This is a genomic window from Kitasatospora purpeofusca, from assembly GCF_036010405.1.
In the GTDB taxonomy this organism is placed as follows: Bacteria; Actinomycetota; Actinomycetes; order Streptomycetales; family Streptomycetaceae; genus Kitasatospora; species Kitasatospora purpeofusca.
The window spans coordinates 5,549,421-5,574,771 of the sequence record NZ_CP108561.1 but is presented as its reverse complement, the minus strand read 5'-3'; the positions used below and the strand labels follow the sequence as shown (position 1 = coordinate 5,574,771).

The following is a 25,351-nucleotide window of genomic DNA, read 5'->3' as shown; positions in this document are numbered from 1 at the left end:
GTGCCTGTTGACAGCGGCACCGGTGAGGCAGCACGGTGCTGGCCGTAGCTTTCTCCACCAGCGGTCCGGACCATCTCGGCCGCGCCACCCGGCCGGGCCCCCCACCGGCAGAGAGCGAAGGCAGCAGATGAGCGAGCTGGTCGGCCGGTACTTCGAGGCCGCGATCGCCCACCTCCAGCGGGTGCGGACCGAGGAGGCGGAGAACATCGAGGCGGCCGCCGCCCTGCTCGCCGAGGCGATCGCCGGGAACCGCCGGGTCTTCGCGTTCGGTGCCGGCCACTCCTCGCTGGCCGCCCAGGACGTGGTCTACCGGGCCGGCGGGCTGGTGCCGATCAACCTGCTGGAGGTCCCCGGCATGGCCGGGGTCACGGTGATGCCGGCGCCGCTGTCGAGCGCCCTGGAGCGGGTCTCCGGACTGGCCACCACCACCCTGGACCTCACCCCCGCCACCAGCGGTGACCTGCTGTTCCTGATCTCGCTCTCGGGCCGGCAGACCATGCCCGTGGAGCTGGCCCAGTACGCCCGGGAGCGGGGCCTGAAGGTGATCGGGCTGACCTCGCTGGCCTACCCCGGCGCCGTCCCCTCCGGGCACTCCTCCGGCACCTACCTCAAGGACCACTGCGACGTCGTCCTGGACAACAAGATCGCGGTCGGCGACGGCGAGCTGACCCACCCCGGGGCCGAGACCACCTTCGGCCCGGTCTCGACCATCGTCACCAGCGCGCTGATGCAGGCCGTGGTCGCCTCGGCGGTGGAGCGGCTGGCCGACGCGGCCCTGGCCGGCGAGGGCGCCGCCCCGCCGCTGTTCCGCTCGGGCAACGTGCCCGGCGGCACCGAGTGGAACGCCAAGCAGATGACCGACAACGCCGACCGGATCTTCTACACGTTCTGATTCCTTCCGGGACCTTCCGGGGCCTTCCACCTCCTTCCGGGACTTCTCCGCCCCGCCCCGCCCGTTCGCCGTACGAAGGCGCGGCGGGCGGTACCGGGCCCGCTACGCCGCCCGGCCGACCGGCCCGACGGCAGCCCTGGACACCCTGGGCACACTGGGCACCCGCCCCGGCGGTTCTGCCCCGGTCGGCCCGTCCCGGCCTGTCCACCCGGGCGCACCGGCCTGCCCGCCCAGGCGTACCGGGCCGTCCGCCGGGGCAGAACCGCCGGGGCGGGTGGTGGAGCTGCGAGCGGGGGGACGGGATGACGTCGGGCACGGGCGGGGCGGACCGGGTGGTGCGGGAGCGCGAGCTGCTGCCGGAGCTGTTCTGGGCGGCCGACTCGGCCTCCCAGCAGGGGCAGCACAGGGCCGTCCGGCTCTCCGCCGCCGAACTGCTGCTGCTGGTCGCGGCCGCCACGGCCGGCTCCGCCGACGGCCGGCCGTGGGCCTGGCTCGCCGCCGTCGCCTACCTCGGCGCGATCGGCCTCTCCGCCGTCACCAGCCGGCAGAACCCGCAGGGCCTCTGGTACGAGGGCCGGGCCGCCGCCGAGTCGGTGAAGACCCTGGCGTGGAAGTTCGCCGTCCGGGCCGACGCCGTCCAGCCGCCGCCCCGGCCGCTGCCGGACGCCGAGGGCCTCTACGGCCTCCAGCTCGGCCGGGTGCTGCACGCCTTCCGGGGCAGCCGCGCGGTCGGCACCGGCCTGGCCGGCCGGCCCGCGGAGAGCCAGATCACCCCCGCGATGCGCGCCCTGCGCGAACAGCCGCTGGCCCTGCGCCGGGACGTCTACCTGCGCGAACGGATCCAGGTGCAGCAGGACTGGTACCGCTCCAAGTCCCGCTACTGCGCCCGGGCCGGCTTCTGGACCGGGGTGGCGGGCGTGGTGCTGCCGCTGCTCGGCCTGGTGCTCGCGGTGCTGCGGGCGCTGGGGCTCTTCTCCTTCGACGCCCTCGGCGCCGTCTCTGCGGTGGCCGCCTCCGTCACCGCCTGGGCCCAGCTGCGCCAGTACCGCCCGCTCGCCGCCGCGTACGGCCTGGCCGCCGACGAACTGGCCCAGATCCGCGCCCAGCTCGCCCACCTCGACCTCGGCTCCCCCGACGCCGAGGAACTCTGGGCCCGCTTCTCCCGCGACGCCGAGGACGCCGTCTCCCGCGAGCACACCACCTGGCAGGCCCGCCGCGAGGTCAACGGCGCGGCCGACCGGGAGTACTGAGGCCCGCCGGGGTGAGCCGGGCGGGACCGCGGAGTTCCTGCAAGGCGGATGTGCAGGTTCCTGCCGCGAATTCCACCCCGGCGTGATCGTTCCGCCTGGCAGAGTTTCGGCCTGCCGGAAGCCGGATCCGGCGATCCCCCGGTCGTTCGCCGCCGTTCCGATGGAGTACCCATGCACGCCCACCTCCGCCACCCCGCCGGGCTCGCGGTCGCGCTGGCGACAGCCGACGCGACGACGAGCGCCCTGCGGACCCTCGTGGCGGTCCTCGCCGTCCTCGACCTCGTCGTGGCCGCCTACGTGATCCTGACCCGGCGGAGCGGGATCTGCACGAGGCGATCCCTGTGGGCACTGATCACCGTCAACCTGACCCTGTCCACGGCCGTCGTCGTCCAGCAGCTGGTCCTCCCCTGAGCCGGGCCCGGTCGGGGACCGCTGCCGCTCGCGATCCCCCGACCGGGCCCTCCGCCGCACCGACGCGAGGTCAACTGCCCGGCCGGGCGCGCGTACCGATCCGGTCCGGCGCGGTCTCGAACCGGCGGTAGTCGGGCAGGTCGAGGTGGGTCGCCTTCCGACCCTCCTCGATCATCCAGTCGAGGATCCGGGGGCGGTTCAGCGACCAGTTGCGCAGCCGCAGCCCGACGGCGCCGGGGGCGAGGAACCTGCCCGCGCGGTCGCCGCCCTTCTGGCAGCCCCGGGCGTACGCGCGCAGGAGGCCCTCGTAGCGGGCGAAGGCGGCGACGTGGTCCCCGGCGGCCGCGGCCAGTTCGCCGGCGAGGACGTACGCGGCGACGATCCCGGTGCCGGTGCCCATGCCGCCGATGGTGGCCCCGCAGGCGGCGTCGCCGACGAGGGCGACGCGGCCGGCGGACCAGTTCGGGACGTCGGCCCGGCTGATGGAGTCGAAGTACAGGTCGTCGGCCTCGGCCAGGGAGGCCAAGAGGCGCGGCACCTCCCAGCCCGTCCCGGCGAAGGCCCTGGCGATGATCGCCTTCTGCTGCTCCTGGTCGTGGCGGTCGTACGTCAGCGCGGGCGAGGAGAAGACGAAGAAGGCCGCGGCCGTGTCCGGGTCCCGGTGGCTCGTGCCGACGGCGGCGAGCCGCCCGGGCACGTTGAGGCCGACGGACCCCTCCCCCGGGCCGATGCCCAGGTAGTTCGGCAGTGACCAGCCGGCGGCGTAGTGGCCGAGATGGGTGACGTACCGCTCCTCGGGGCCGTGGGCGAGCCGGCGGACGTTGGAGTGCAGCCCGTCGGCCCCGACGACGAGGTCGAAGGTGCGGGCCTCACCGCTGCGGAAGCGGACGTGGACACCGTCGGCGTTCTGGCGGAGCTCGCTGACGGACTCGCCGAAGCGGTAGTCGGTGAACGGGCGGCTGTGCTCGTACAGGACGCGGACGAGGTCGCCGCGCAGGACCTCGACGTCACCGCCGGCGAACTCGGCGGGCAGGTGCAGCCTGGTCCGCCCGCTCCCGTCGACGAAGCGCATGGGGCTGCCACCGGTGCGGATCCGGCGGAGGTCGTCGAGCACGCCCATGCGTTCCAGCACGGTCAGGTGGGTGGTGCCGCGGAAGTCGACGGCCTGGCCGCCGCCGCGCAGGTGCGGGGCCGCCTCGGCCACCGTCACCTCGAAGCCGTACCGGCCGAGCCAGAGAGCCAGCGCCGGCCCGGCGATGCCGGCTCCGGAGATCAGGACCTTCGTGCCCATGGAGTTCCACCCCTCGCTCAAAACTGTGTCCGACGGACGCTGTTTGTTGTTGTGTACGGTAGACACAGTTTTGGGATGTGGCAAGCCTGACGGCGGGCGGGAGAAGCGATGGCGGACGAACTGGCACGGCTGCTCTGGGGCCCGCAGGCCCAACCCAGGCGAGGCCCCAAGCCCGCGCTGAGCCTGGACGGCATCGCCCGGGCCGGCATCGAGGTCGCGGACGCGGAGGGCCTGGCCGCCCTGTCGATGCAGCGGGTCGCGGAACTGCTCGGCAAGACCAAGATGTCGCTCTACCGGTACGTGCCGGGCAAGGCGGAGCTGATCGCGCTGATGACGGACCGGGCGGTCGGGGACCCGCCGGACCTCGCGTCCGGCGACTGGCGCACGGACCTCACCGACTGGTCCGCGGACCTGTTCCGGGCCTTCGCGCTACACCCCTGGCTCCTGGAGTCGACCGTGGGCGCGCGCCTGATGGGCCCGCGGGAACTGTCCTGGATGGAACGGGCCCTGACCGCACTCGACGGCAAGGGCCTCACCGGCGGCGAGCGGCTCGACGCCGTCGTCCTGCTGGCCAGCCACGTCCGCGGCATCGCCCAGCAGTCGCGGGCGAGCGGGACGGAGGCCGAGACCCGGCTCGTCACGGCCCTCGCCGGAGTGCTTCGGGAGCACGGCGACGACTACCCGGCCACGCTGGCCGCGATGACCTCACCGGCCGAAGGGCGGGACCAGGCCCTGACGTTCGGGGTCGAGCGCGTCCTGGACGGCCTGGAGGCGCTGATCACCCGGCGCGCGGGCTCATGAGCCGGGGCGCCTCAGCCAGGACTACCGCGCGACCGGGGTGACCGGGTCCTTCCCGGCGAGGACGGCGACGACGTTGTCGACGGCCAGGTTGCCCATCGCCTGGCGGGTGCGGACGGTGGCACTGCCGAGGTGCGGGGCGAGGACCGCGCGGTCCTGGGCGAGCAGGGCGGCCGGGACGGCGGGCTCGCGCTCGAAGTTGTCGACGGCGGCCGCGAACAGCGCACCGGACTCCAGGGCGGCTGCGAGCGCCACCTCGTCGACGACCCCGGCGGTCATCGAGACCACCACCGCGCCGGGCGGCAGCAGGGCGAGCCGGGGGGCGTCCAGCAGGTGCCGGGTGGCCTCGCTCAGCGGGCAGGTGACCACCAGGACGGTGGAGGTGGAGAGCAGTTGCTCCAGCGGCAGCCACTCGGCGCCGTCGGCCTGCTCGGGCGGCAGCGGATTGCGGTTGTGGTAGCGGACGGGCATGTCGAAGCCCTTGGCCCGACGGGCCACCGCCTGCCCGATCCGCCCCATGCCGAGCACGCCCAGCTGGGTGCCGGCCAGCTCCAGCCCGAGCATGAAGGTCGGCGCCCAGGCCCACGGCTCACCGGAGCGCAGCAGCCGCTCCCCCTCGCCGAGCCGGCGGGTGGCGGCGAGCAGCAGGGCCCAGGCCATGTCGGCGGTGGCGGCGGTCAGCACGCCGGGGGTGTTGGTGACGGTGATGCCGCGCTCGGCGCAGGCCGCCACATCGACGTTGTGGTACCCCACGGCGTGGTTGGCGACGACCTGGAGGTCGGGACCGGCCGCGTCGAGGAGTTCGGCGTCCACCCGTTCGTCGAGGGTGGTGATCAGCGCCCGGCGGCCGCGAACGGCGGCGAGCAGTTCCTCGCGGCTCATCGGCAGTTCGGAGTCGTGCAGGGTGGCCGGGAGCTGCGCGGAGAGGCGCTCGACGACACCGGGCGCGAGACGACGGGTGACCAGGACCGGAGGCTGCTCGTTCACAGGCCCGGAGTTTACGCGGTGGGCCCTCGCCCGGCCTGGACGAGGGCCCTGGTGCCATAGATGGCACTCACCGGTCGACCGTGCTGCCCGCCCGGTCGACCCGGTCCCGCAGCGATCGCGTCAGCAGCTCGCTCACCGCTCCGACCAGCGCCGAGGCGAGGACGAGGAGGGCGGCGACGACGGTCACGCGGCCGAGTCCAGCTCGAACCAGACGAGCTTGCCTCTCTTCTGGGGATCGGCGCCCCAGCGCTGGGTGAGGCCCTCGACGAGCTGGAGCCCCCGCCCGCACTCGGCGAGTTCGCCGAGTGCGGGCGATCGTCGCTGCTCGGGGAGGTGGTGGCTCTCGTCGCCGACCGAGACCCGGAGGGTGAGGCCGTCGATGGCGATCAGGACGACGGGGGAGGCGGTACGACCGTGCCGCCAGGCATTGACGATCAGCTCGGCGAGCGCGAGTTCGGCATCGAAGATGCGCGCGTCGTCCCACCCGGCGCGCAGCATCGAGTCGCGCAACGACTGCCGGGCGAGAGCGAGGGAGGGGGAGTTGAGGTTGGGGTTACACACGGGGAATCTCCCTGCGGTGTAGGTAGGGGCACACCTCGGGGTCTGTCGCCGTGAACAAGCCCGTTTGCGGGACTGGAGGCGCCGCATGCGAGTGCTCTTCGGTGCCCGGGCAGTTCGGTACCAACTGCCGTAGATATGAGCATTACTGACAAACCGTCCGGCGAGCGGTCGAAGCAACTGTAGGCGCAAGTCCCTCAACTGTGCAACACACTCAGTGGGCATGCCTACACTTTCCGTAGGCTTCGGCTTCGAGGTCACTCGTCCGCGCAGAAAGGCACGTACGTGGGGTTCAGGACCGACATCAGCGAACGGCAGCGCCGGTTCGGCGATGAGCTGAGACGTCTCCGCAACACCGCCGGCCTGTCCGCCGCCGAGATCGGTGATCTGCTCGGCATGAAGGGCCCGGCCGTCAGCCACACCGAGGCCGGCAGGCTCGGTCTCAACCTTGAGCGGCTCACCCTCTGGCTCGACACGTGCGGCGTCAACGACGCCGAGTACCGGGCCGGACTCATCGCCATGTGCCGGAGCAACGGCAAGGGATGGTGGAGCGAGTATCGAGCCCATGTGGTGTCGGAGGCTCTCGATCTGGCCGAGTTCGAGGCTTCCTCAGCCTCGATCGGTAGCTACCAGACCCATCTGATCCCTGGCCTGCTGCAGACCAAGGCGTACAGCGAGGTGATCCTCGAATATGCCGAGAAGAAAGCGGAGTTCAGGCGCCGCCGCCAGCAGTTGATCACAGCGGAGAATGCGCCGCCCTTCCACGCCGTGATCCACGAAGCAGCCCTGCACATGATGTACGGCGGTCCGGCCGTCATGCGTGGACAGCTGAGCCATCTGATCGAGATGGCACGCCTCCCCCACGTGACGATCCAGATTCTCCCGTTCGACTGCACGGTCTACGCATCGACCGACACAGCATTCGTCCTGATGCACGGGCCGCACTCTCGCTTGGACACCGTTCTCCTGGAGAACCCCCACGGCCCGACCTTTCTGGGCGATCCTGAGGGTGTGGCCACGTTCCGAAGGAAGTTCGACCGGCTCAAGGGCATGGCACTTCCGGCACTGGACGCCGCTGCGCCTGGGCCGTCTCCCGCCTTTCGCGACTCGTGGGGCATGATCCAGCACGTCCGGTACAAACTCCTGGGGAGGTAGCCATGAGGCAACTCAACTGGCAGAAGTCGAGCTACAGCGGAGACGCCGCCGACTGCGTCGAGATCGCGGCTGACGGCGGCCTCATCCACATCCGCGAATCCGACGACCCCGCCATAGCCATCACCACCACCAAGGCCAGGCTCGCCGCCTGGATCCAAGGTGCCAAGGCTGGCGAATTCGACTGCTTCACCTGCTGAGTACTGCCTTGGGGCTGCTCCCGCGTCGGCGCGGGAACAGCCCCGAACACCCACTGACCTCCAGTCCAGCACCGCCAGCGCATCGACCAAGGCTGCCTGGGCCGTCTTCCGCCGTTCGCGACCTGCGGGGCCTGACCCAGCATGTCCGTTACCAACTCCTGCGGAGGTAGCCATGAGGCAACTCAACTGGCAGAAGTCGACCTATAGCGGGGAGAACATGGACTGCATTGAGATCGCGTCCGACGGTCATGATGTCCGCATCCGCGAGTCCGACGAGCCGTCCAGCGTCATCACCACGACCAAAGCCAACCTCGCCGCGTGGATCCGGGGAACCAAGGTCGGCGAATTCGACCACCTCACCCTCTGAGCTCCACCTTCGGGGCTGCTCCGCGCTGGCGCGGGAGCAGCCCGGCACACCCACTGGGAGCTCGGCCCAAGGAGGCTTGCCATGTCCCAAGAACTTCACTGGCAAAAATCGACCTTCAGCGGCAACCAAGCCAACTGTGTCGAGATCGCGTCCGACGGCGAACTCATCCGCATCCGCGAATCCGACGACCCCGCCATAGCCATCACCACCACCAAGGCCAAGCTCGCCGCCTGGCTCCAAGGTGCCAAGGCCGGCGAGTTCGACCACCTCACTGATTGAGTCTTCTGCCCCTGGCTGCCGTCATCTCGCCATGGTGATCCGCAGCCAGGGGTCCAGCGACGCCCTTGCCCCATCAGCGAATCGCTTGCCCAACGGGGTCAGCGCGCCGCTGTCGGCGAGCAGGTCCACGGCTTCGTCCGTCAGGGCGCGCCAGTGGGCGAAGCGGGAGCGGGCCAGCTCGGCGTGCTGCGCACGGGTGCCCCAGAACGCCGTGACCGCCAGGTGGGCGTAGACGGCCTGAAAGAGAGAACCGATCGGCCTCGGCGTCAGGCCGAACGCCTCGAACACCCTCGTGTCGCCCCGGTCGTACAGCTCCTCCCGGTCCAACACCGCCCCCAGCTTCACGTGCTGGAACTCGTGCACCAGCAGCAACGCCAGCGTCTCCGCGCTGCCCGGCCGCGCGATCGCGACCGCGCCGAAAGCCTGGCGGGCGGCCGAGCTGACGTCGCGCCCGTCCGATCGCCGCTGCAACGGCGTGACCGTACTCAGACCGGCCCACAGACCGGCGGCGTACTCCGGTAGATCCCGATCGAGCAGGTCGGCCGCCGCCCCGAGGTCCCCGTCCCAGCGCAGGTACTCGGCGGCGGCCAACCGCTCCTCCACCGGCCACCGGTGCACCGCCCGCTGCGGGTCCAGGTCCTCCAGCGCAATACCCCTCCCGACCCTCCGGATCAGCTGCCAGCGCGGGTCACCCGCACCAGCGACCGCACCGTCATCGGTGCGCGCCGTCCAACCCGTCCGACCGCCGGTGACGAGCGCCTCCCGCACGCCCCCGCCCAGCAGCAGCCGCCCCAGCGTCGGCAGATGCAGCACCCCCTCCCGGACCGGCACCACCACACTGTCCCCCCGCCCCGCCCGCACCGCCGCGGCCGCCGCCAGCTCGGCCAGCGTGCCGAGGCCCGCCCCCGGGTCGCCGCTCAGCCGCCGCGCGGCCCACGCCCGGACGTACGGATGGGCGAACACCGCGTCCACCGCCGCCGGTTCGACGGCGTCCAGCTCCGCCAGCAGCTCCCACGCCTCCGAGCGCGCCAGCCCCGAGGAGCCGTGCACAGCGGCCAGCATCGTCCGGGTGAGCGCCAGTTGGGACCGGGCCAGCGCACGAACCGTTTCCGGGCCGCCCAACCCCAGCGACAGTTCGTCCAGTTGCTCGTCCGTGAGCCCCGGCCCGGCGAGATCCACCGGCGGCGCGGCCGGCCGCCGGACAACCCCCGCCCGGACCGCCAGGCCGTCGATCAGCGCCCGCAGGTCCGCGCAGTACACCGAAGGACGGTCGAACGACCCCTCCCGGTACCGGTGCGCGTACAGCCCGCCCCCGCAGGACCGCACCACCGGGCAGGCCCGGCACTCCGCGCTCAGCCCCTCCAGGCCCGACTGCCTCGCCGCCATGCCCGGGTGCCCGGCCACCTCGTCGAGGCTGTGCCGGAAGACGTCCATCCCCGTCCCGGGCGCGCCGTCGTACGCCGTCTTCAGGCTGTCCGCCTGCTCGTACGTCCCGTCCGTCTCCAGCACCGCCAGGTCCACCGGCTCCAGCCCCAGCGCCTCGCTCAGGCCGGGCAGCCCCGACAGCGTCCGGTGCACCGAGTCGAAGGTCCGGACGGCGAACGGGCGGCCGTCCGCCTCCCACCGCTCGTGCACGGTCAGCAGCCAGTCCGCGTACGGCGTCGCACCCGCACCGGGCGGGCGTTCCGGCGGGTGCTCCCAGGTGGCGTGCGGAAGCAGGAAGTCCACCGCCGGGGGCTCCAGTTCGGCGAGCGCCCGATAGACGGCCACCGGGTCGTTCGCCACGTCGACGGTGCAGAGCAGCCCCCCGTACAGGTGCCGGAACCGCGGTTCGCGCAGCAGCCCGACGGCCCGCAGCACCTGCGGATGGCTGGACCGCCCGTTCGCGAACCGGCGGTGCCGGTCGTTGGCGGCCCGGTCCCCGTCCAGCGAGATGCCGACCCGGATGCCCAGCTCGTCGAACAGTTCGCAGTACGCCGCGTCCAGCCGGACCCCGTTGGTGTGCACCCGCAGGTCGAGGTCACACACCTCGGGCAGCGCCGCCCGCAGCAGCTCGACCGTCCGCCTGAAGACCGCCGGCCCGGCCAGCAGCGGTTCACCCCCGTGCAGGACGACCCCGACCGCGGTCAGCCCGTGCGCGGCCGCGTGCTCCCCGATCCGCTCCGCGACCCGTGCCAGCACGGCCTCCCCGACGACCCGCGGTCTGGACCGCCAGCCGGTGTCGGCGTGCTCGTACACGTAGCAGTGGTCGCAGGCAAGGTCGCACCGGCTGTGGACCTTCAGGACGAACTGCGTGATCGGCGGCGGAGGAAACGTCATGACGGCACGTTTCCAACCGCCGGTACGGGCTAACCCTGGTGGTCAGATCGCAGAGTCGAACGGTGAGACCGGGCGGGCGCCGAAGCCCGGCAGGGCCAGGGCGAGGTGGCTCGCCAGCTCACCCGCGTCCAGCCCCGCCAGTTCGGTGAGCCCCGGGCGCTGCCCAGGTACGCGCTCCTCGGTCCGCTCGGTCACCGCGTGCGGCTCCACGGTCGACTCCATTGCCAGTTCCCCTTCGTCTGTGGCCCGCCCGCCGTCACGCCGGCGGGAGCTCGATCGAGGTGTCCAGCCACTCCTTCACCCTGATCGACTCGGTGAGCGGGTGGCTGTCCCCCAGGTACGACACCGCACGGGCCCGGGCCAGAGTCCGAGCCCCCAGCGCCCCTCCCCCGGGGTCGCCGGAGGCGGCGAGCGCCAGAGCGAGGTTCGCGGAGGCGGCCAGACTGTCCGGGTGGTCCGGGCCGAACCGCTCGACCAGGATCCGGCCGGCGTCCGCGCTGAGGGCCGCCGCCTCGTCGTACGCACCCACGTGGGCCGCGTCGTTGGCCCGGTTCAACCTGGCGACCGCGACCCACGGATGCCGGTCGCCGAGCAGTCGGAGCAGGTCGTCCGCCACCTCGCCGGCCAACGACCGTGCCTCGTCGCTCCGGCCGGCCCGGCGGAGGGCCACGGCGAGGTTGCCCGCCGCCAGGCGCTCCATCGGGTGCCCGTCGCCGAGGTGGTCGCGGTGGTACCGGTACGACTCGTCGGCGAGCACGACGGCCTGTTCGCCGTCCCCGAGCGCGCCGAGCACCGCCGCGAGGGTCCCTGCGACACCCGTGGTGCCGGGGTGGTCGGGCCCGTAGCGCCCGTACAGCTGCCGGTGGACGTCCTCGGCCTCCACCAGGGCCTCCGGGAGCCGGCCCAGCCGGCGCAGGGTGGCACTGCGGTACCGCCTCGCCCGCAGGGTGTCGTCGTGCTCCTCGCCGAGTACGTCCCGGCTCCGGCGGACGGTCTTCTCCAGCTGCGCCAGCGCCTCTGCGGGCCGCCCCACCTCGCGCAACAGGTGTCCCCGGAGCAGCCCGTCACGGATGGTGTAGGGACTGCGCCTGCCGAACAGCTCCAGCTTCCGGTGGTAGAGCACCTCCTGGGTGGTCAGCGCCTTGGCGAAGTTGCCGGACAGCATGATGGAGACGGCGAGGTTGTTCTCGATCATCAGGGTGCGCGGGTGGTCAGACCCGAGCACCCGGCGCGCGGCGGCGAGCGTCACCTCGTCCAGCTCCCGGGCCTCCTGGTAGCGGCCGAGGTGCCGGAGGTCCCCGCCGAGGCTGGTGGCCGCCGGGAAGGTGTCCGGATGTTCCCGCCCCACCAGCGCCGTCAGCCGGTCGAACGCGTCCCGGTCGGTCTCGTACGCCTCCCGGACCAGCCCCTGACTGCGCAGGATGTTGCCGAGCTGGACGCGCAGCAACTGGACCCTGACATCGGCCTCGACGCTCTGCGGTCCGATCTCCCGCCACTGGGCGAGGACGCGTTCGGCCAGCTCACGGCCGGCGTCGTGGAGGCTGCGCCGCCACAGGTAGCGGACCGAGTTGACGATCCACTGCCGGACCGCCGGATCGGCGGACCCGACCGCCCCGGACGGCCAGAGGTGGGCCAGCAGTTCGCCGTAACGCGGCCAGTTGTGCGGCGCGTCCGGGTCACCGGGGTCGGCGAGGGCAAGCGCGCGGTGTGCCACGCCGCGGACCCGGACCCGGTCGACCTCGTCGACCTGCTCGCGCAGCAGGGCCTGGACGATCCGGTGCACGACCAGCGTTCCGGCCGCGTGGTCGTAGCGGGCGAGGTTGTACTGGTTGACGGTCCGCAGGATCTCGCCGACCGCGAGCCGCTGGTCGGAGATGCCCGGGCCCGACAGCCCGATCGCCTCGACCACCGGCGGGCTGTACAGCATCGAGATCGGGATGGCCTCCGGGCCGAGGAAGCCGCAGACCTCCAGCAGCCGCGCGGCCGGGGCGTTGATCCGGCGCAGGTCGGAGCCGGCGATCCGCCAGGTGGCAGCCGTGGCGACCGGGACGGCGGCGCTCTCCGCGGCCCCCTCCTCGGTGCTCTCCTCCGCCGCCACCGCCACCGGCGCCCCCCGCACCGAGCGGTCGAGGATGTCGGTGAGCGTCTCGTCGAGCAGGTCCGCGTACGTGGCGGCCGGCATCGGCGTCTCCTGGAGCCAGGCGGCGGCCTGGCCCACGGCGAGCGGCAGGTCGCCGAGGAGTTCGGCGATCCGCTCGGCGTCGGCCCGCTCGACCCCGGTGTTGAAGTGCCGGACGAGTTCGACGCTCTCCGCCCGGTCGAACACCTCGACCTCGGTACGGCCCGGGCGCCGGGCCCAGCGCCGGTCGCGGGAGGTGACCAGGACGTGGCCGCCCGGTCCGGCGGCGGGCAGCCAGGGGTCCAGCAGCTCCGGGTCCTCGGCGTTGTCGAAGAGCAGCAGCCAGCGGTGGTACGGCCGGCCGCTGGCGAGCGCGTCGAGGACGGCGCGCGCCGTCCTGGTGACGTCGCCGTCGGTCTCCAGGCCGAGGCCGGGGGCGAGTTCGGCGAGCTTCTGCGGGATCACCGCGGGCTGCTGGGCCGGGACCCACCACAGCACGTCGTAGCCGGCCGCGAAGCGGTGCGCGTACTCGATCGCGGCCTGGGACTTGCCGACCCCGCCGATGCCGTAGAGCACCTGGACGGGCGCGGCGTCGCTGTCGGCCGTGAAGCCGTCGCGGACGGCCTCCAGCAGGCGCATCCGGCCGGTGAAGGTGGGCAGCCGGGGCGGGAGTTCCTGGACCGAGGGCCGGCCGTCCGGGAACCGGGCCGGGTGCGGCACGGCGGTCTCGCCGGTCCCGCCGGTCCCGCCGGTCTCCATCCAGCGACCGGCGCCGGGCGCCGGGCCGATCAGCTCGAACAGCTGGGCCTCGGCCTGCTCGGCGGAGCCGAGCGCGAGGTCCAGGGCCCGGTGTCCGGCGAACTGCGGCGGCTCCATGCCCTCCGCCCCGCCGATCCGCACGGCGAGCAGGCCGCCGGAGTCGCCGACCGGCGCCTGGCCGGTGAGCCGGCGCCAGATCTCCCGGGCGCGCGGCAGGGCGGTGTACTCGGGGGTGAGCAGGGCGAGCAGCCGGCCGTCGCCGTCCAGTGGTCCGGCGGCCTCGGGCAGCGCGCCGCCGTGCGCCGGGCCGGGGTCGAGCGGGACGGCGGCGCTGTGCAGGCTGACCAGGTAGCCGAAGCCGCGCAGGGTCTCGGAGATCCACTCGGCCCACACCCGGTCCTTGGGGGCGTAGCTCACGTGCACCTGGCGGGAGCGGGTGCGGCCGGTGCGCAGGTAGGCGGCGTACAGGCGGCGGCGGGCCAGGTCGGGCAGCGGGCGCAGGGAGCTGACCCGGCCGTCGGTGAGCCAGGCGGCCAGCCGTTCGAAGGCGGCGAGCAGGCTGCGGCCCTGCTGCGGCCGGTCGACGATGGTGGCCGGCACCTCCTCGTAGGCGTAGAACGGCTTGTACGGCACCTCGACGTCGCGCCAGTAGTCCGCCCGCCGCTCGGGGCTCAGCCAGCGCTCCAGGTAGGGGTCGAAGGCGTCGTGGGCGAGGTCGCGCCCGGCCGCGAGTCCGGCGCGTTCGGCGTCCTCGACCCGCATCGGGACGGGCAGCACGCGGATCTCGCGCTCGTCGGCGTCGACGATGGCGCGGGCGGCGTCGACGCCGCCGCGGATGCTCTGGGCGCCGAGGGTGAAGCAGTCGACGACGGTGTCGGGCATCAGCACGGTGCAGATGCCCGAGGTGTCGCTGACCCCGGTCCTGCTGTCGATCAGCACGTAGTCGTAGCTGCTGGTCCACTGCTCGCGCAGCGCGTACAGGAACTCCGCGCCGCGGATGTCGGCGCGGGTGTAGAAGCTGCGCCAGTTGAAGCTGGTGACGGCGGCCGAGTAGGCGGCGTTCTGCCGGCCGGCGGGCATGAGGTCGAGCTTGCCGCCGTCCGGGAGGTCGAGGGCCAGGCCGCACAGGTACTGCTCCAGCCGGCCGGGCACGGCCAGCCACTCCCGGGGGTCCGGGCCCGGGCCGCGGCGGTCCGGGCCGGGCAGCGCCTCGTCGACGTAGGCCCGGAGCATGTCGATCAGCCCGTCGGTGCCGTGGAGTTCGGGGTCGACCAGCAGCGGGTGGTAGTAGCGGTGCAGGCCGGGGGCTTCCAGGTCCCAGTCCACCACGAGCACGCGCAGGCCCTGACTGGCCAGGATCCAGCCCAGGTTGGCGAGCGCCATGGTGCGGCCGGTGCCGCCCTTGAAGGAGTAGAAGGTGACGACCGTACCGGTGCCGGGGGTCGCGAGGGCCGCGGACCCGTGGTCCGCGAGGGCGGCGTGCTCAACGCTCATCGGTCCGCTTCTCCTTCACTGGGCGCCCGGTTGGTCAGGGGCACGGTCTCCTCGCGCAGGGCGCCCCTCGGCCCCGGCGCGGCCCCGGCGCCGGCCCCCGCTCCAGGAGCGTTCCCCGCTCCAGGAGCGTTCCCCGGGCCCGGGGCGTTCCCCGGACGCGGGACGGGCGGGCCCGGGGAAACGGGCGGCTCCGGCGGAACGGGCGGCCAGGCCGGGATGGTGAGGCCGGGCATCGGTCGCGGGTCCGGACCGAGCCCGAACTGGGCCCGGGCGGCGACCGGGTCGTCGTCCAGCTGGTCGAGCAGGCGGTTCTGGGCGACGGTCACGGTCGAGAGCAGCTCACGCTCGAATCGTTCCCGCCGGATGTGGATGCGAAAGAGCGGCTCGGGCCCGGACCGGTGCAACCAGGTGCGCGCGAACACCTCGCGCACCCCCTCCCAGAGCCGGGCGCGCGCCGCGCCGGCCGGCGGGTCGTCGGTGCTGTCGGGCAGCAGGACGGCGGTGACCGGGTGGTTCTGCCGGTCGTAGTCGCGCAGCGCCTGCCGGAAGGGCTCGGCGCCGGCCGCCCAGGGGTCCACCAGCAGGACGCTGACCTCGTTGTTCTCCCGGGCCCGGTCGAGCGCGTCGGCGAGGTCCGGGCCGACGGTCTCCAGGCTGGTGCTGTGCCCGGCCCGGGTGATCACCTGCTGGGCCTGGACCGCCAACGAGGGCAGCCGGGGCGGGTGGTAGGGCGCCCAGTCGCGCGGGTGCGGCCCGTACCAGCCGCCCTGGTAGGGCCCGTCCGGCACGCCCGCGCCACCCGGGCCGCCGTTCGCGGGACCGCCGGCTGCGGCGGCCCGGTCCGTCCGTGCGCCGTCCGCCTCGGAGCGCTGCGCCGGGAACCGGTCGCCGTTGACCGCACCGGCCCCGCCGACCGCCGCGGGCGGGTCGCCGGCCCGCCGGGCGGCGACGAAGAGCCGGACCAGGCTGCTGCGGACGGCGACCGGGGCCACCTCCTCCACCGGGAAGCAGCCCTCCACCTGCCCGAGGTCGAGGTCCCGCAGCTCGGTGACCCGCCAGGAGGCGGCCTCCCGGATCCGCTCGGCGATCACCCGCACCACCTTGCGGTACGCCGTGCCCTGCGGGTCGGTCCGCAGCAGGTGGCGCAGCCCGCCGGTGGCGTACTCGGCGCCGAAGTCGTGCTGCAGGTACTGGATCCGCCGGACCTCGGCGGGCAGGTCCTCGGGCGGCGGCTCCCACAGGACGGGGATGAGGGCCGGGACGCTCTCCCCGGTCTGCTCCTCGTGGCGCCGCGTCCGGCGGTCGAAGGCCGTCCACTCCTTGCCGCAGTACGGGCTGGCGAAGTAGGCGGGCGAGTAGAGGGCGACCATGGCGCGGCTGGCGCCGAGCATCCGGGAGAGCTGCCGCTCCCAGTCGTCGCCGATCCGGAGCCGTTCGGTGTCCCGGTAGGCGAGTTCGCCCGGACCGGCCTCGGGCTCGATCCGGGCCAGTTCGTCCCGCAGGTCGGTGAAGAACTGGTCGACGAAGGCACCCCCGGCCAGGTGGTCCCGCCGCGCGTAGCTGAAGAAGAAGTACGGCCGCACCCAACTACCCCCCACCGAGCCGGTGAACGACCCCACCTTACTGGCGGGCTGACACAAGGTCAGCCGGTGCGCGAAGGAAGGTGTCGTGGTGTCGTCACAGGTGCGCCCCGGCGGGGCTACGGGCCTGGTCGGGCGCGTCCGGGCCGACGGCGCGAGCAGGTCCGGCGCAGCGCCGCAGGCACGGCCCGACCCGCCCCACGGGCACGGATCGGCCCGGCGCACGGATCGGCCCGGCGCACGGGCACGGATCGGCCCGGCGCACGGATCGGCCCGGCGCACGGGCACGGATCGGCCCGGCGCACGGGCACGGCCCTGCCGGACTCGCGGGCACCGCCCGGCCGGACTCACGGGCAGAGCCGCTCCACCCGCCAGCCCGCCGGGGCAGCCGGGTCGACGAGGAAACGCAGCCGGTCGTGCAGCCGGTTCTCCCGCCCCTGCCAGAACTCCACGCTCTCCGGCACCACCCGGTACCCGCCCCAGAACGGCGGCACCGGCACCCCCTCGCCCTCCGGGTAGCGCCGCTCCAGCTCCGCGTAGCGCTGCTCCAGCACCTCGCGCGAGGCGACCGGGCTGGACTGCTCGCTGGCCCAGGCGCCGAGCTGGGAGCCGTGCGGGCGGGTGCGGAAGTAGGCGGCGGTCTCGTCCCGGCCGACCTTCTCCACCCGGCCCTGGACGATCACCTGGCGGGCCAGCGCGATCCACGGGAAGAGCAGCGCCCCATGCGGGTTGACGGAGAGTTCGGCGCCCTTGCGGGAGCCGTAGTTGGTGAAGAAGACGAAGCCCCGGGCGTCGAATCCCTTGAGCAGCACCGTGCGCGAGCTGGGCCGCCCCTCGGCGTCGGCAGTGGAGAGCACCATCGCGTTGGGCTCCACCACCCCGGCCTCGTCCGCGTCGTGGAACCACCGGGTGAACTGGCCCATCGGCTCGGCGGCGAGGTCCTCCTCGACCAGGCCCTCGTGCGTGTAGTGCTTGCGCATCACGGCGAGGTCCGGTCCGGGTCGGGCCTCGTCGGCCAGGATCCGGGTGGCGGGGGGCAGGGGCGTCGACTGGGCGCGGTCCGGGGTCTGCACGTCAACATCATCCCGTACGACAAGCAACCGGCACCGCTACCTCCGGACAAACCCCGGTGGGAGATAAGGTGACTCGCCACCGCTTGGCCGCCCGTCGTACGGTGATTTGTCCTGAACCGCACCCTTGGTTCCGGAGATTTCCCGGGCACGACCGGCCCTCGGGCGAAAAGTCAAGCGGGCCCCAGGGAAACATCACCATGGTGGTGTATGGCGCAATGCACCCCGTGCCTGTCACCCTGGCACCGAGTGCCAACCACCATTCGGTCACGGGTGTGCCTCCCCACCACGGAGGTCCGCCGATCGCAGAACTGAAGGAGCCGTGCATGTCCGACTTCGTACCCGGGCTCGAAGGCGTCGTCGCTTTCGAGAGCGAGATCGCCGAACCCGACCGTGAAGGCGGCGCCCTGCGGTACCGAGGCGTCGACATCGACGACCTGGTCGGCAATGTCTCCTTCGGTCACGTCTGGGGCCTGCTGGTGGACGGCAAGTTCAACCCCGGCCTGCCAGCAGCCGAGCCGTTCCCGATCCCGGTGCACTCCGGCGACATCCGGGTCGACGTGCAGTCCGCCCTCGCCATGCTCGCCCCGGTCTGGGGCCTCAAGCCGCTCCTGGACATCGACGCCGAGCAGGCCCGCGACGACCTCGCCCGCGCCGCCGTCATGGCGCTGTCGTACGTCGCCCAGTCCGCCCGCGGCCAGGGCCTGCCGATGGTCCCGCAGAGCGAGATCGACAAGGCCGAGACCGTGGTCGAGCGGTTCATGATCCGCTGGCGCGGCGAGCCGGACCCGAAGCACGTCAAGGCCATCGACGCCTACTGGACCTCCGCCGCCGAGCACGGCATGAACGCCTCCACGTTCACCGCCCGGGTCATCGCCTCCACCGGCGCCGACGTCGCGGCCGCCCTGTCCGGCGCCGTCGGCGCGATGTCCGGCCCGCTGCACGGCGGCGCGCCGTCCCGCGTGCTCGGCATGATCGAGGAGATCGAGCGCACCGGCGACGCCACCACCTGGGTCAAGAACGCCCTGGACAAGGGCGAGCGCCTGATGGGCTTCGGCCACCGCGTCTACCGCGCCGAGGACCCGCGCGCCCGCGTGCTGCGCCGCACCGCCAAGGAGCTCGGCGCGCCGCGCTTCGAGGTCGCCGAGGCGCTGGAGAAGGCCGCGCTGGAGGAGCTGCACAACCGCCGCCCCGACCGCGTGCTGGCCACCAACGTCGAGTTCTGGGCCGCCATCATGCTGGACTTCGCCGAGGTCCCGGCGCACATGTTCACCTCGATGTTCACCTGCGCCCGGACGGCCGGCTGGTCGGCGCACATCCTGGAGCAGAAGCGCACCGGACGCCTCGTGCGCCCCGCCGCGCGCTACATCGGCCCCGGCCCGCGCAGCCCCCGCGACATCGAGGGCTTCGAGGCCATCGGCGCCTGACACCCCCGTCGCTGCTCCCCCGACAGCGGGTCCGGATACCGACCGGACCCGCTGTTTCCGCAGCTCGCGGGCGGGTCGGGGGCATCTCAGCGGGCGGACGGGCGTCGAACCGCGGGTGCCCCGGCCGGTAGGCTGCGGCGCGTGGCTCAGATCCAGATCCCCGCTGACATCAAGCCCGCCGACGGCCGTTTCGGCTGTGGCCCCTCCAAGGTGCGCCCCGAGGCCCTGAGTGCCCTCGCCGCCACCGAGACCTCCCTGCTCGGCACCTCCCACCGCCAGGCCCCGGTGAAGAACCTGGTCAAGCGTGTGCGCGAGGGCGTGAGCAGCCTGTTCTCCCTGCCCGAGGGATACCAGGTGGTTCTCGGCAACGGCGGGTCCACCGCCTTCTGGGACATCGCGGCCTTCGGCCTGGTACGCGAGAAGTCCCAGCACCTCGACTTCGGCGAGTTCTCCTCCAAGTTCGCCTCCTCCGTGAAGGCCGCGCCCTGGCTGGCCGAGCCGAGCGTGATCAGGACCGCGCCCGGCACCCACCCGCTGCCGGTCGCCGAGGCCGGTGTGGACGTCTACGGCCTCACCCACAACGAGACCTCCACCGGCGTCGCGATGCCGATCGCCCGCCCGGCCGGCGCCGACCAGGGCTCGCTGGTGCTGGTCGACGCCACCTCGGGCGCCGGCGGCCTGCCGGTGGACATCACCGAGACGGACGTCTACTACTTCGCCCCGCAGAAGTCCTTCGCCTCCGAGGGCGGCCTGTGGCTGGCGTCGTTCTCCCCGGCCGCCCTGGAGCGCGCCGCCGAGATCGCCGGCTCCGGCCGGTACATCCCGCCGTTCTTCGACCTGCCGACGGCCATCGACAACTCGTCGAAGGACCAGACGTACAACACCCCGTCCATCGCCACCCTCTTCCTGCTGGCCGACCAGCTGGAATGGCTGAACGGCAACGGCGGGCTCGACTGGGCTGTCGCCCGTACGGCTGATTCCTCGTCCCGGCTGTACGGCTGGGCCGAGAAGTCCTCGTACGCCAACCCGTTCGTGGCGAACCCGGCCGAGCGCTCCCAGGTCGTCGGCACGATCGACTTCGACGACTCGGTGGACGCCGCCGCCGTCGCCAAGGCGCTGCGCGCCAACGGCATCGTCGACACCGAGCCGTACCGCAAGCTCGGCCGCAACCAGCTGCGGGTCGCGATGTTCCCGGCGATCGAGCCGGCCGACGTCGAGGCGCTCACGGTCTGCATCGACCACGTGGTCGAGCGGCTCTGACCCCGACCGCCGGGTCGGGCGGCTCCGACCGGCCGCACCCGCACGAGTGAAGGGCCACCGCCTCCGGGCGGTGGCCCTTTTCCGTTCCCCTCTTCCGTTCCGCCGGCCCCGGCGGCTACCGCCCGACCAGCGAGCTGGCCAGCACGATCACCAGCAGCAGAACGAGCGCGCCGGTCACGATTCGCATGCGAGTCTTGGGATCCACGGTCAACGAGAGTACCCCCGCACGGTTCGCGATCAGACGCCGAGGTTGGATCCGCCGCTGGCGTCGAGGTTCTGGCCGGTGACCCAGCGGGCGTCGTCCGAGGCCAGGAAGGCCACCACGTCCGCCACGTCGGCCGGCTCGGCGACCCGGTCGAAGACCGAGTACGAGGACGCCCGGGCCCGCGCCGACGGGTCCGCCAGCCAGGGATTGATGTCGGTGGCCACGATGCCCGGCAGCACCGCGTTGACGGTGATCCCGCGCGGCCCCAGCTCCTGGGCGAGGGTCAGGGTCAGGGTGTTCAGCGCCCCCTTGGTCATCGCGTAGGCGACGGCCTCCGGGAACGCCACCCGGGTGACACCCGAGGAGACGTTGACGATCCGCCCGCCGTCGCGCAGCCGGCCCAGGCCGTGCCGGACGACGAAGAACGGCGCCCGGGCGTTGACGGCGAAGACCCGGTCGTAGGCGGCCTCGTCCACCTCGTGGATCCGCCCCGGCTGCCCGATCCCGGCGTTGTTCACCAGGATGTCCAGCCCGCGGCCGCCGTCGTACCCGGCCAGCCCGGCGTCGAAGGCGGCCCAGAGTGCCTCGGCGTCCCCGGGCACGCCCAGCTCGGCGACGACCGCGAAGGCCCGGCCGCCGTCCCGCTCGATCTCCTTCGCCGTCCGTCCGGCCGCCTCCGGGTCCCGCCCGTGCACCGCGACCAGTGCCCCCTCGCGGGCCAGCCGCTCGGCGATCCCCCGCCCGATGCCCCGGCTGCCGCCCGTCACCAGCGCCGTCCTCCCGGTCAACCTCGACATGACCGTCCCCTTCTTCCGGGCACCGCCGCTCCGGCGGCACCCATTTCTGTAGTGATCGCTAAGGAAAGGACCGTAGCACGGTTTCTGTAGTGGGCGATATAGAATCGGCGCATGGCCACCACCACCGCGAAGCGCGGCCGCCCGCGCTCCTTCGACCGCGAGGCCGCCCTGGAGCAGGCCCTGCGGCTGTTCTGGGAACGCGGCTACGAGGCGACCTCGGTCGCCGACCTCACCGCCGCAATGGGCATCCGCCCGCCCAGCCTCTACGCGGCCTTCGGCGACAAGAGCGCCCTCTTCGGCGAGGTGGTCGACCGGTACCGGGAGGGCCACGGCGCCTACGCGACCCGCGCGCTCGCCGAGGAGCCCACCGCCCGGGCCGGCGTGGCCCGGATGCTGCGCGAGGCCGCCGCCATGGCGACCGACCCCGAGCACCCGTGGGGCTGCCTGCTGATCAGCTCGACCGTCAACTGCACCTCGCCCGAGGTGACCGGGGCCGTCCGGGAGCTGCGCAACGCCAACGTCCGCGCCCTGGAGTCACTGATCCGCGCCGACGTCGCGGCCGGCCACGAGCCCGCCGGGACGGACCCGGCGGCCCTGGCGCAGTTCACCGCCGCCGTGGTCCAGGGCATGTCGCAGCGCGCCCGCGACGGCGCGAGCCGCATCGAGCTGGAGCGGGTCGCGGCGGACGCCATGCGGATCTGGCCCTGACCGGGCCTCCCCCACCGGCCTCCCCCGACCCGCCCGCTCAGTCCTCCCAGCGGGCCAGCGGCCAGGAGGCCAGCGAGCCGTAGTGGGCGAAGCCGCCGCCCTGCTCGCTCTGCATCAGGTGCAGCTCGGCGGCCTCCCACTCCGGCCCGCGGTACCCCTCCAGGGCCTGCGCCAGCCCGTCCAGCTCCGCCGCGGCCGCCCGCTGCGCCGCGCGCCGCCGTCCCCGCGAGGACCCGGCCCTGGCCAGCGTCAGATGGGGGTGGAAGCTGAACGCGTCCGCCTCGCCGGCCAGCTCCGCGGTGGCCCCGGCGACCGCCTCGGCCAGCCCGCGCAGGGCCCACACCCGGCCCTCCACCCCGGCCCAGAGCACCTTGTCGCCGAACCGGCCGGACCCGGCCAGCCGCAACGGGTGCGCCGGGTTCACCGCCGCCACCGCCGCCAGCCCGGCCGAGAGCTCCGGCACCCGCTCGGCCGGCACCTCGCCGAGGAACGCCAGGGTCAGGTGCCAGCCCTCGACCGCCGTCCAACGCAGCCGGTCCGCCCCGGGCAGGCCGCGCACCGGCGCCACCGCGTCGACCAGGTCCTGCAACGCCTCCACCGGAGGCAGCACCGCCACGAAGAGCCTCATGGGGACATCTTCCACCGGGCAAAGGTTTGGACTAGAACGGTTTTATGAAGATCCGCAACGGGGGCCCCGAAGACATCCCCGAGATCCTGTCCCTGCTCGACGGCGCCGTGGAGTGGCTGACCGCCCAGGGCCGCACCCGCCAGTGGGGCGAGCACTCCTTCAGCGGCACCCCGGCCCGGGTCGAGCACATCGGCAAGTACGGCCAGGAGCCGTTCCTGATCCGGCTCGCGGTCGACGGGGAGGGCCGCGCCGTCGGCTCCTGCGTGCTGTCCGAGGAGCGGCCCGAGTACGCCACCGCGGTGGACGGGCCCGAGCTGTACATCCGCAACCTGGTGACCGACCGGACCCGCAAGGGCTCCGGCATCGGCGCCGCGCTGATCGCCGACGCCCTCGACGAGGCGCGCCGGCGCGGCATCGGCCTGCTGCGGGTGGACTGCTTCGCCGGCGGCGACCGCAAGCTGGTCGGCCAGTACCGTGCGCTCGGCTTCACCGAGACCGAGTCCTTCGAGGTCGAGCAGCCGGCCGGGCTCTGGCAGGGGCAGATCCTGGCGATCCGGCTCTGACCGGCCCTGCCCGGCCCGGCTCCGACCGGCACTGACCGGTACTGACCGGCCGTCGGCCCCGGAGCGCCGTCCGACGCTCCGGGGCCGACCCGCTCACGGCGGGCCGGACCTACCGCGAATGCACCTGACGCACTGTCAGCAGGCCGTGGCCAGCGCCGGCTTGACGCCCGCCGTCGGCCTCGGCACCAGGGCGACGATGCGCCCGCCGCGCCCCGGGTGCAGATCGAGCCGCAGCCGCAGCTCCGCGCTGCGGGCCAGCACCAGGCCGACCGCGGTGGCCGCCAGCGCCGAGACCAGGCCGCAGGCCAGCAGCCCCAGCCGGGGCCCGTACGAGGCGGTGACCCAGCCCACGATCGGCGCCCCGATCGGCGTACCGCCGGTGAAGACCAGCACCAGCAGGCCCATCACCCGGCCGCGCATCGCGGGCTCGGTGCCCAGCTGCAGGGCGGCGTTGACCGAGGTGTTGAAGCTCAGCCCGAACACCCCGATCAGGGTGAGCAGCAGCGCGAAGGTCCAGTAGCCGGGCGCGAACGCCGCCAGCACCTCCAGCGCGCCGAAGCCGAGGGCGGCGCCGACGAGTCTGCGCAGCCTGGGCGCGCCCCGGCGGGCCGCGATCAGGGCCCCGGCCAGCGAACCGACCGCCATCGCGGTGTTCAGCAGGCCGTACTGCCCGGCGCCGACGTGGAAGTCCGTGGCGAAACCGGACAGCAGGGTCGGGAAGTTGAAGCCGAAGGTGCCGATGAAGCCGGCCAGCACCATCGGCCAGAACAGCTCCGGCCGCTCCTTGACGTACCGCAGCCCCTCCCGCAACTGCCCCTTCTCGCGGGCGATCGGCTCGGTCGGGCGCAGTTCGCTCTCGCGCATGGCGAGCAGTCCGCCGATGACGGCGGCGAAGGACAGCGCGTTCACCGCGAACGCCCAGCCGCTGCCGACCGCGGCGATCAGCAGGCCCGCGACGGCGGGGCCGACCAGCCGGGCGGTCTGGAAGTTGGCGGCGTTCAGGCTGACCGCGTTGGCGAGGTGCTTCGGGCCGACCATCTCGGAGACGAAGGCCTGCCGGGCCGGGTTGTCGACCACGGTGACCAGGCCGAGCAGCAGGGCGAAGGCGTAGACGTAGTACGGCGTCACGACGCCGGCCACGGTCAGCACGGCGAGGCCGGCGGCCAGCAGGCCCATCGCGCCCTGGGTGGCGATCAGCAGCTTGCGCTTGGGCAGGCGGTCGGCGAGCACTCCGCCGAAGAGGCCGAGCAGCAGCATCGGGAGGAACTGCATCGCGGTGGTGATGCCGACCGCGAGCGGGCTGCCGGTGAGGCTCAGGACCAACCAGTCCTGGGCGATGCGCTGCATCCAGGTCCCGGTGTTGGACACCACCTGGCCGGCGAAGTAGTAGCGGTAGTTGCGAACGCTCAGTGAGCTGAACATCCCCCCGGGCCGGGTGAACCGGGCTCCGGTCGGCGAATCCGCCGTCCTCGGGGACGTGGCCGCGCGGCTGCGGCCGGGAGCGGCGGGGTCGTCCGCCGCGGTGCGTTCGTCGGGGTCGTCGTCGCCGTTGCCCGGCAGCCCCGTCGGGGCGGGTGCCTGGGTGTCGGCGGCCGCGGCGCTCGCCGCGCCGGTGTCGGTGGTCTGCTCGTCGCTCCGGATACGGGTGGCGGCTGCGGTGGCGGCGGCCGGCGGTGTCACAGTGGTCTCCCCTCGCGGCGCGGCGGCCGGTGCTCCGGCCGTCGCGCTCCTGGTGTCTGTCCTCGGTCCTGCGGTAATGCGGTTCTCCTTCGTCCTCCGGCGGCTACCGGAAACAGCTGTGCCTAGAGATGTGCGAGCTTGTAGAGCACGGGCGCGGCCTCGCGGAGCTTCGCCCACTCCTCCTCGTCGAGTCCCTCGGCGAGTTCGGCGAGCCAGGCGTTCCGCCGGCTGCGGGACTCGGCCAGGATCGCCTCGGCCTCCTCGGTACTGCTGACGACCACCTGGCGGCGGTCCTCCGGGTGCGGCTCGCGCCGCACCAGGCCCTTCTCCTCCAGCATCGCGACGATCCTGGTCATCGAGGGCGGCTGCACGTGCTCCTTCCGGGCGAGCTCGCCCGGCGTGGCCCTGCCGCACCGGGCGAGGGTGCCCAGCACCCCGATCTCGGTAGGGCTGAGCGACTCCTCGACCCGCTGGTGACGCAGTCGACGGGAGAGGCGCATGGCGGACGATCGCAGCTGACTGATGGCTGCGAGGTCCTGCTCGGACATCTCGGGCAT

Annotated in this window: 24 protein-coding genes; 12 read left to right on the top strand and 12 right to left on the bottom strand. The window is 73.4% G+C overall.

Going from position 1 to position 25,351, the window contains the following annotated elements:
* The first annotated feature begins 127 nt into the window (after positions 1–127).
* The 3 genes from OG715_RS24560 (at position 128) to OG715_RS24550 (ending at position 2,553) form a co-directional block, all read left to right on the top strand.
* Positions 128–892, top strand: coding sequence for an SIS domain-containing protein (locus OG715_RS24560; RefSeq protein WP_266271062.1), 765 nt, complete (start codon positions 128–130; stop codon positions 890–892).
* Positions 893–1,194: 302 nt separating this feature from the next.
* The gene (locus OG715_RS24555) at positions 1,195–2,142 is read left to right on the top strand and encodes a DUF4231 domain-containing protein (protein ID WP_266271060.1); all 948 of its coding nucleotides are present in this window, start codon (positions 1,195–1,197) and stop codon (positions 2,140–2,142) included.
* A 171-nt stretch (positions 2,143–2,313) separates the two neighbouring features.
* On the top strand, positions 2,314–2,553 hold the full coding sequence (locus tag OG715_RS24550; RefSeq protein WP_266271059.1) for a hypothetical protein: 240 nt from the start codon (positions 2,314–2,316) through the stop codon (positions 2,551–2,553).
* A gap of 70 nt (positions 2,554–2,623) precedes the next feature.
* Here the strand turns inward: OG715_RS24550 and OG715_RS24545 are convergent, their stop codons facing one another.
* Entirely contained in the window at positions 2,624–3,844 is a 1,221-nt protein-coding gene (locus OG715_RS24545; protein ID WP_266271057.1) for an FAD-dependent monooxygenase, read from the bottom strand.
* Between the two features lie 108 nt (positions 3,845–3,952).
* On the opposite strand from OG715_RS24545, the gene OG715_RS24540 reads away from it, so the two are divergent.
* Positions 3,953–4,645, top strand: coding sequence for a TetR/AcrR family transcriptional regulator (locus tag OG715_RS24540; protein WP_266271055.1), 693 nt, complete (start codon positions 3,953–3,955; stop codon positions 4,643–4,645).
* Positions 4,646–4,666: 21 nt separating this feature from the next.
* Here the strand turns inward: OG715_RS24540 and OG715_RS24535 are convergent, their stop codons facing one another.
* Both OG715_RS24535 and OG715_RS24530 read right to left on the bottom strand, forming a co-directional pair.
* A complete protein-coding gene (locus OG715_RS24535) occupies positions 4,667–5,629 on the bottom strand; it encodes a 2-hydroxyacid dehydrogenase (protein WP_266271054.1) in 963 nt (320 codons plus the stop codon).
* Between the two features lie 183 nt (positions 5,630–5,812).
* Complete coding sequence (locus tag OG715_RS24530) at positions 5,813–6,190, bottom strand: ATP-binding protein (protein WP_266271053.1); 378 nt, start codon at positions 6,188–6,190, stop codon at positions 5,813–5,815.
* A 282-nt stretch (positions 6,191–6,472) separates the two neighbouring features.
* On the opposite strand from OG715_RS24530, the gene OG715_RS24525 reads away from it, so the two are divergent.
* From OG715_RS24525 to OG715_RS24510, 4 genes are all read left to right on the top strand, one after another.
* Entirely contained in the window at positions 6,473–7,342 is an 870-nt protein-coding gene (locus OG715_RS24525; RefSeq protein ID WP_266271052.1) for a helix-turn-helix domain-containing protein, read from the top strand.
* A 2-nt stretch (positions 7,343–7,344) separates the two neighbouring features.
* On the top strand, positions 7,345–7,539 hold the full coding sequence (locus OG715_RS24520; RefSeq protein WP_266271051.1) for a DUF397 domain-containing protein: 195 nt from the start codon (positions 7,345–7,347) through the stop codon (positions 7,537–7,539).
* A gap of 172 nt (positions 7,540–7,711) precedes the next feature.
* On the top strand, positions 7,712–7,906 hold the full coding sequence (locus tag OG715_RS24515) for a DUF397 domain-containing protein (RefSeq protein WP_266271050.1): 195 nt from the start codon (positions 7,712–7,714) through the stop codon (positions 7,904–7,906).
* An 81-nt stretch (positions 7,907–7,987) separates the two neighbouring features.
* The gene (locus tag OG715_RS24510; RefSeq protein ID WP_266271049.1) at positions 7,988–8,185 is read left to right on the top strand and encodes a DUF397 domain-containing protein; all 198 of its coding nucleotides are present in this window, start codon (positions 7,988–7,990) and stop codon (positions 8,183–8,185) included.
* Between the two features lie 21 nt (positions 8,186–8,206).
* Here OG715_RS24510 and OG715_RS24505 read toward each other — a convergent pair whose 3' ends face one another.
* From OG715_RS24505 to pdxH, 5 genes are all read right to left on the bottom strand, one after another.
* Positions 8,207–10,504, bottom strand: coding sequence for an FxsB family cyclophane-forming radical SAM/SPASM peptide maturase (locus OG715_RS24505; RefSeq protein WP_266271048.1), 2,298 nt, complete (start codon positions 10,502–10,504; stop codon positions 8,207–8,209).
* A 42-nt stretch (positions 10,505–10,546) separates the two neighbouring features.
* Positions 10,547–10,726 (bottom strand): hypothetical protein, encoded by a 180-nt coding sequence (locus OG715_RS24500; RefSeq protein WP_266271047.1) that lies wholly within the window; start codon positions 10,724–10,726, stop codon positions 10,547–10,549.
* Between the two features lie 34 nt (positions 10,727–10,760).
* On the bottom strand, positions 10,761–14,876 hold the full coding sequence (gene fxsT, locus OG715_RS24495) for an FxSxx-COOH system tetratricopeptide repeat protein (RefSeq protein ID WP_266271046.1): 4,116 nt from the start codon (positions 14,874–14,876) through the stop codon (positions 10,761–10,763).
* Positions 14,873–16,474: a TIR-like protein FxsC gene (locus tag OG715_RS24490; protein ID WP_327064159.1), complete on the bottom strand. Its 1,602-nt coding sequence runs from the start codon at positions 16,472–16,474 to the stop codon at positions 14,873–14,875. The genes fxsT and OG715_RS24490 overlap by 4 nt, the downstream gene beginning before the upstream one ends.
* Positions 16,475–16,803: 329 nt before the next feature.
* Complete coding sequence (gene pdxH, locus OG715_RS24485; protein WP_266271813.1) at positions 16,804–17,436, bottom strand: pyridoxamine 5'-phosphate oxidase; 633 nt, start codon at positions 17,434–17,436, stop codon at positions 16,804–16,806.
* A 416-nt stretch (positions 17,437–17,852) separates the two neighbouring features.
* On the opposite strand from pdxH, the gene OG715_RS24480 reads away from it, so the two are divergent.
* Together OG715_RS24480 and serC are read left to right on the top strand one after the other, a co-directional pair.
* Positions 17,853–18,953, top strand: a complete 1,101-nt coding sequence (locus OG715_RS24480) for a citrate synthase 2 (RefSeq protein ID WP_266271042.1) — start codon at positions 17,853–17,855, stop codon at positions 18,951–18,953.
* Between the two features lie 141 nt (positions 18,954–19,094).
* Positions 19,095–20,213: a phosphoserine transaminase gene (gene serC, locus OG715_RS24475; protein WP_266271040.1), complete on the top strand. Its 1,119-nt coding sequence runs from the start codon at positions 19,095–19,097 to the stop codon at positions 20,211–20,213.
* A gap of 237 nt (positions 20,214–20,450) precedes the next feature.
* Here the strand turns inward: serC and OG715_RS24470 are convergent, their stop codons facing one another.
* The gene (locus OG715_RS24470; RefSeq protein ID WP_266271038.1) at positions 20,451–21,215 is read right to left on the bottom strand and encodes an SDR family NAD(P)-dependent oxidoreductase; all 765 of its coding nucleotides are present in this window, start codon (positions 21,213–21,215) and stop codon (positions 20,451–20,453) included.
* A gap of 111 nt (positions 21,216–21,326) precedes the next feature.
* Between OG715_RS24470 and OG715_RS24465 the strand changes: the two genes are divergently transcribed.
* Positions 21,327–21,923 carry a TetR/AcrR family transcriptional regulator gene (locus OG715_RS24465; RefSeq protein WP_266271036.1) on the top strand — a complete coding sequence of 199 codons (597 nt, stop codon included), beginning with the start codon at positions 21,327–21,329 and terminating at the stop codon, positions 21,921–21,923.
* A 37-nt stretch (positions 21,924–21,960) separates the two neighbouring features.
* Here the strand turns inward: OG715_RS24465 and thpR are convergent, their stop codons facing one another.
* Complete coding sequence (thpR, locus tag OG715_RS24460) at positions 21,961–22,551, bottom strand: RNA 2',3'-cyclic phosphodiesterase (protein WP_266271035.1); 591 nt, start codon at positions 22,549–22,551, stop codon at positions 21,961–21,963.
* A gap of 44 nt (positions 22,552–22,595) precedes the next feature.
* Here thpR and OG715_RS24455 point away from each other — a divergent pair, with 44 nt between their 5' ends.
* Positions 22,596–23,114, top strand: coding sequence for a GNAT family N-acetyltransferase (locus tag OG715_RS24455; protein ID WP_266271034.1), 519 nt, complete (start codon positions 22,596–22,598; stop codon positions 23,112–23,114).
* 135 nt (positions 23,115–23,249) lie between these two features.
* Here the strand turns inward: OG715_RS24455 and OG715_RS24450 are convergent, their stop codons facing one another.
* Positions 23,250–24,872 carry an MFS transporter gene (locus OG715_RS24450; protein WP_407661128.1) on the bottom strand — a complete coding sequence of 541 codons (1,623 nt, stop codon included), beginning with the start codon at positions 24,870–24,872 and terminating at the stop codon, positions 23,250–23,252.
* A 44-nt stretch (positions 24,873–24,916) separates the two neighbouring features.
* Positions 24,917–25,351, bottom strand: a complete 435-nt coding sequence (locus OG715_RS24445; RefSeq protein WP_045937638.1) for a MarR family winged helix-turn-helix transcriptional regulator — start codon at positions 25,349–25,351, stop codon at positions 24,917–24,919.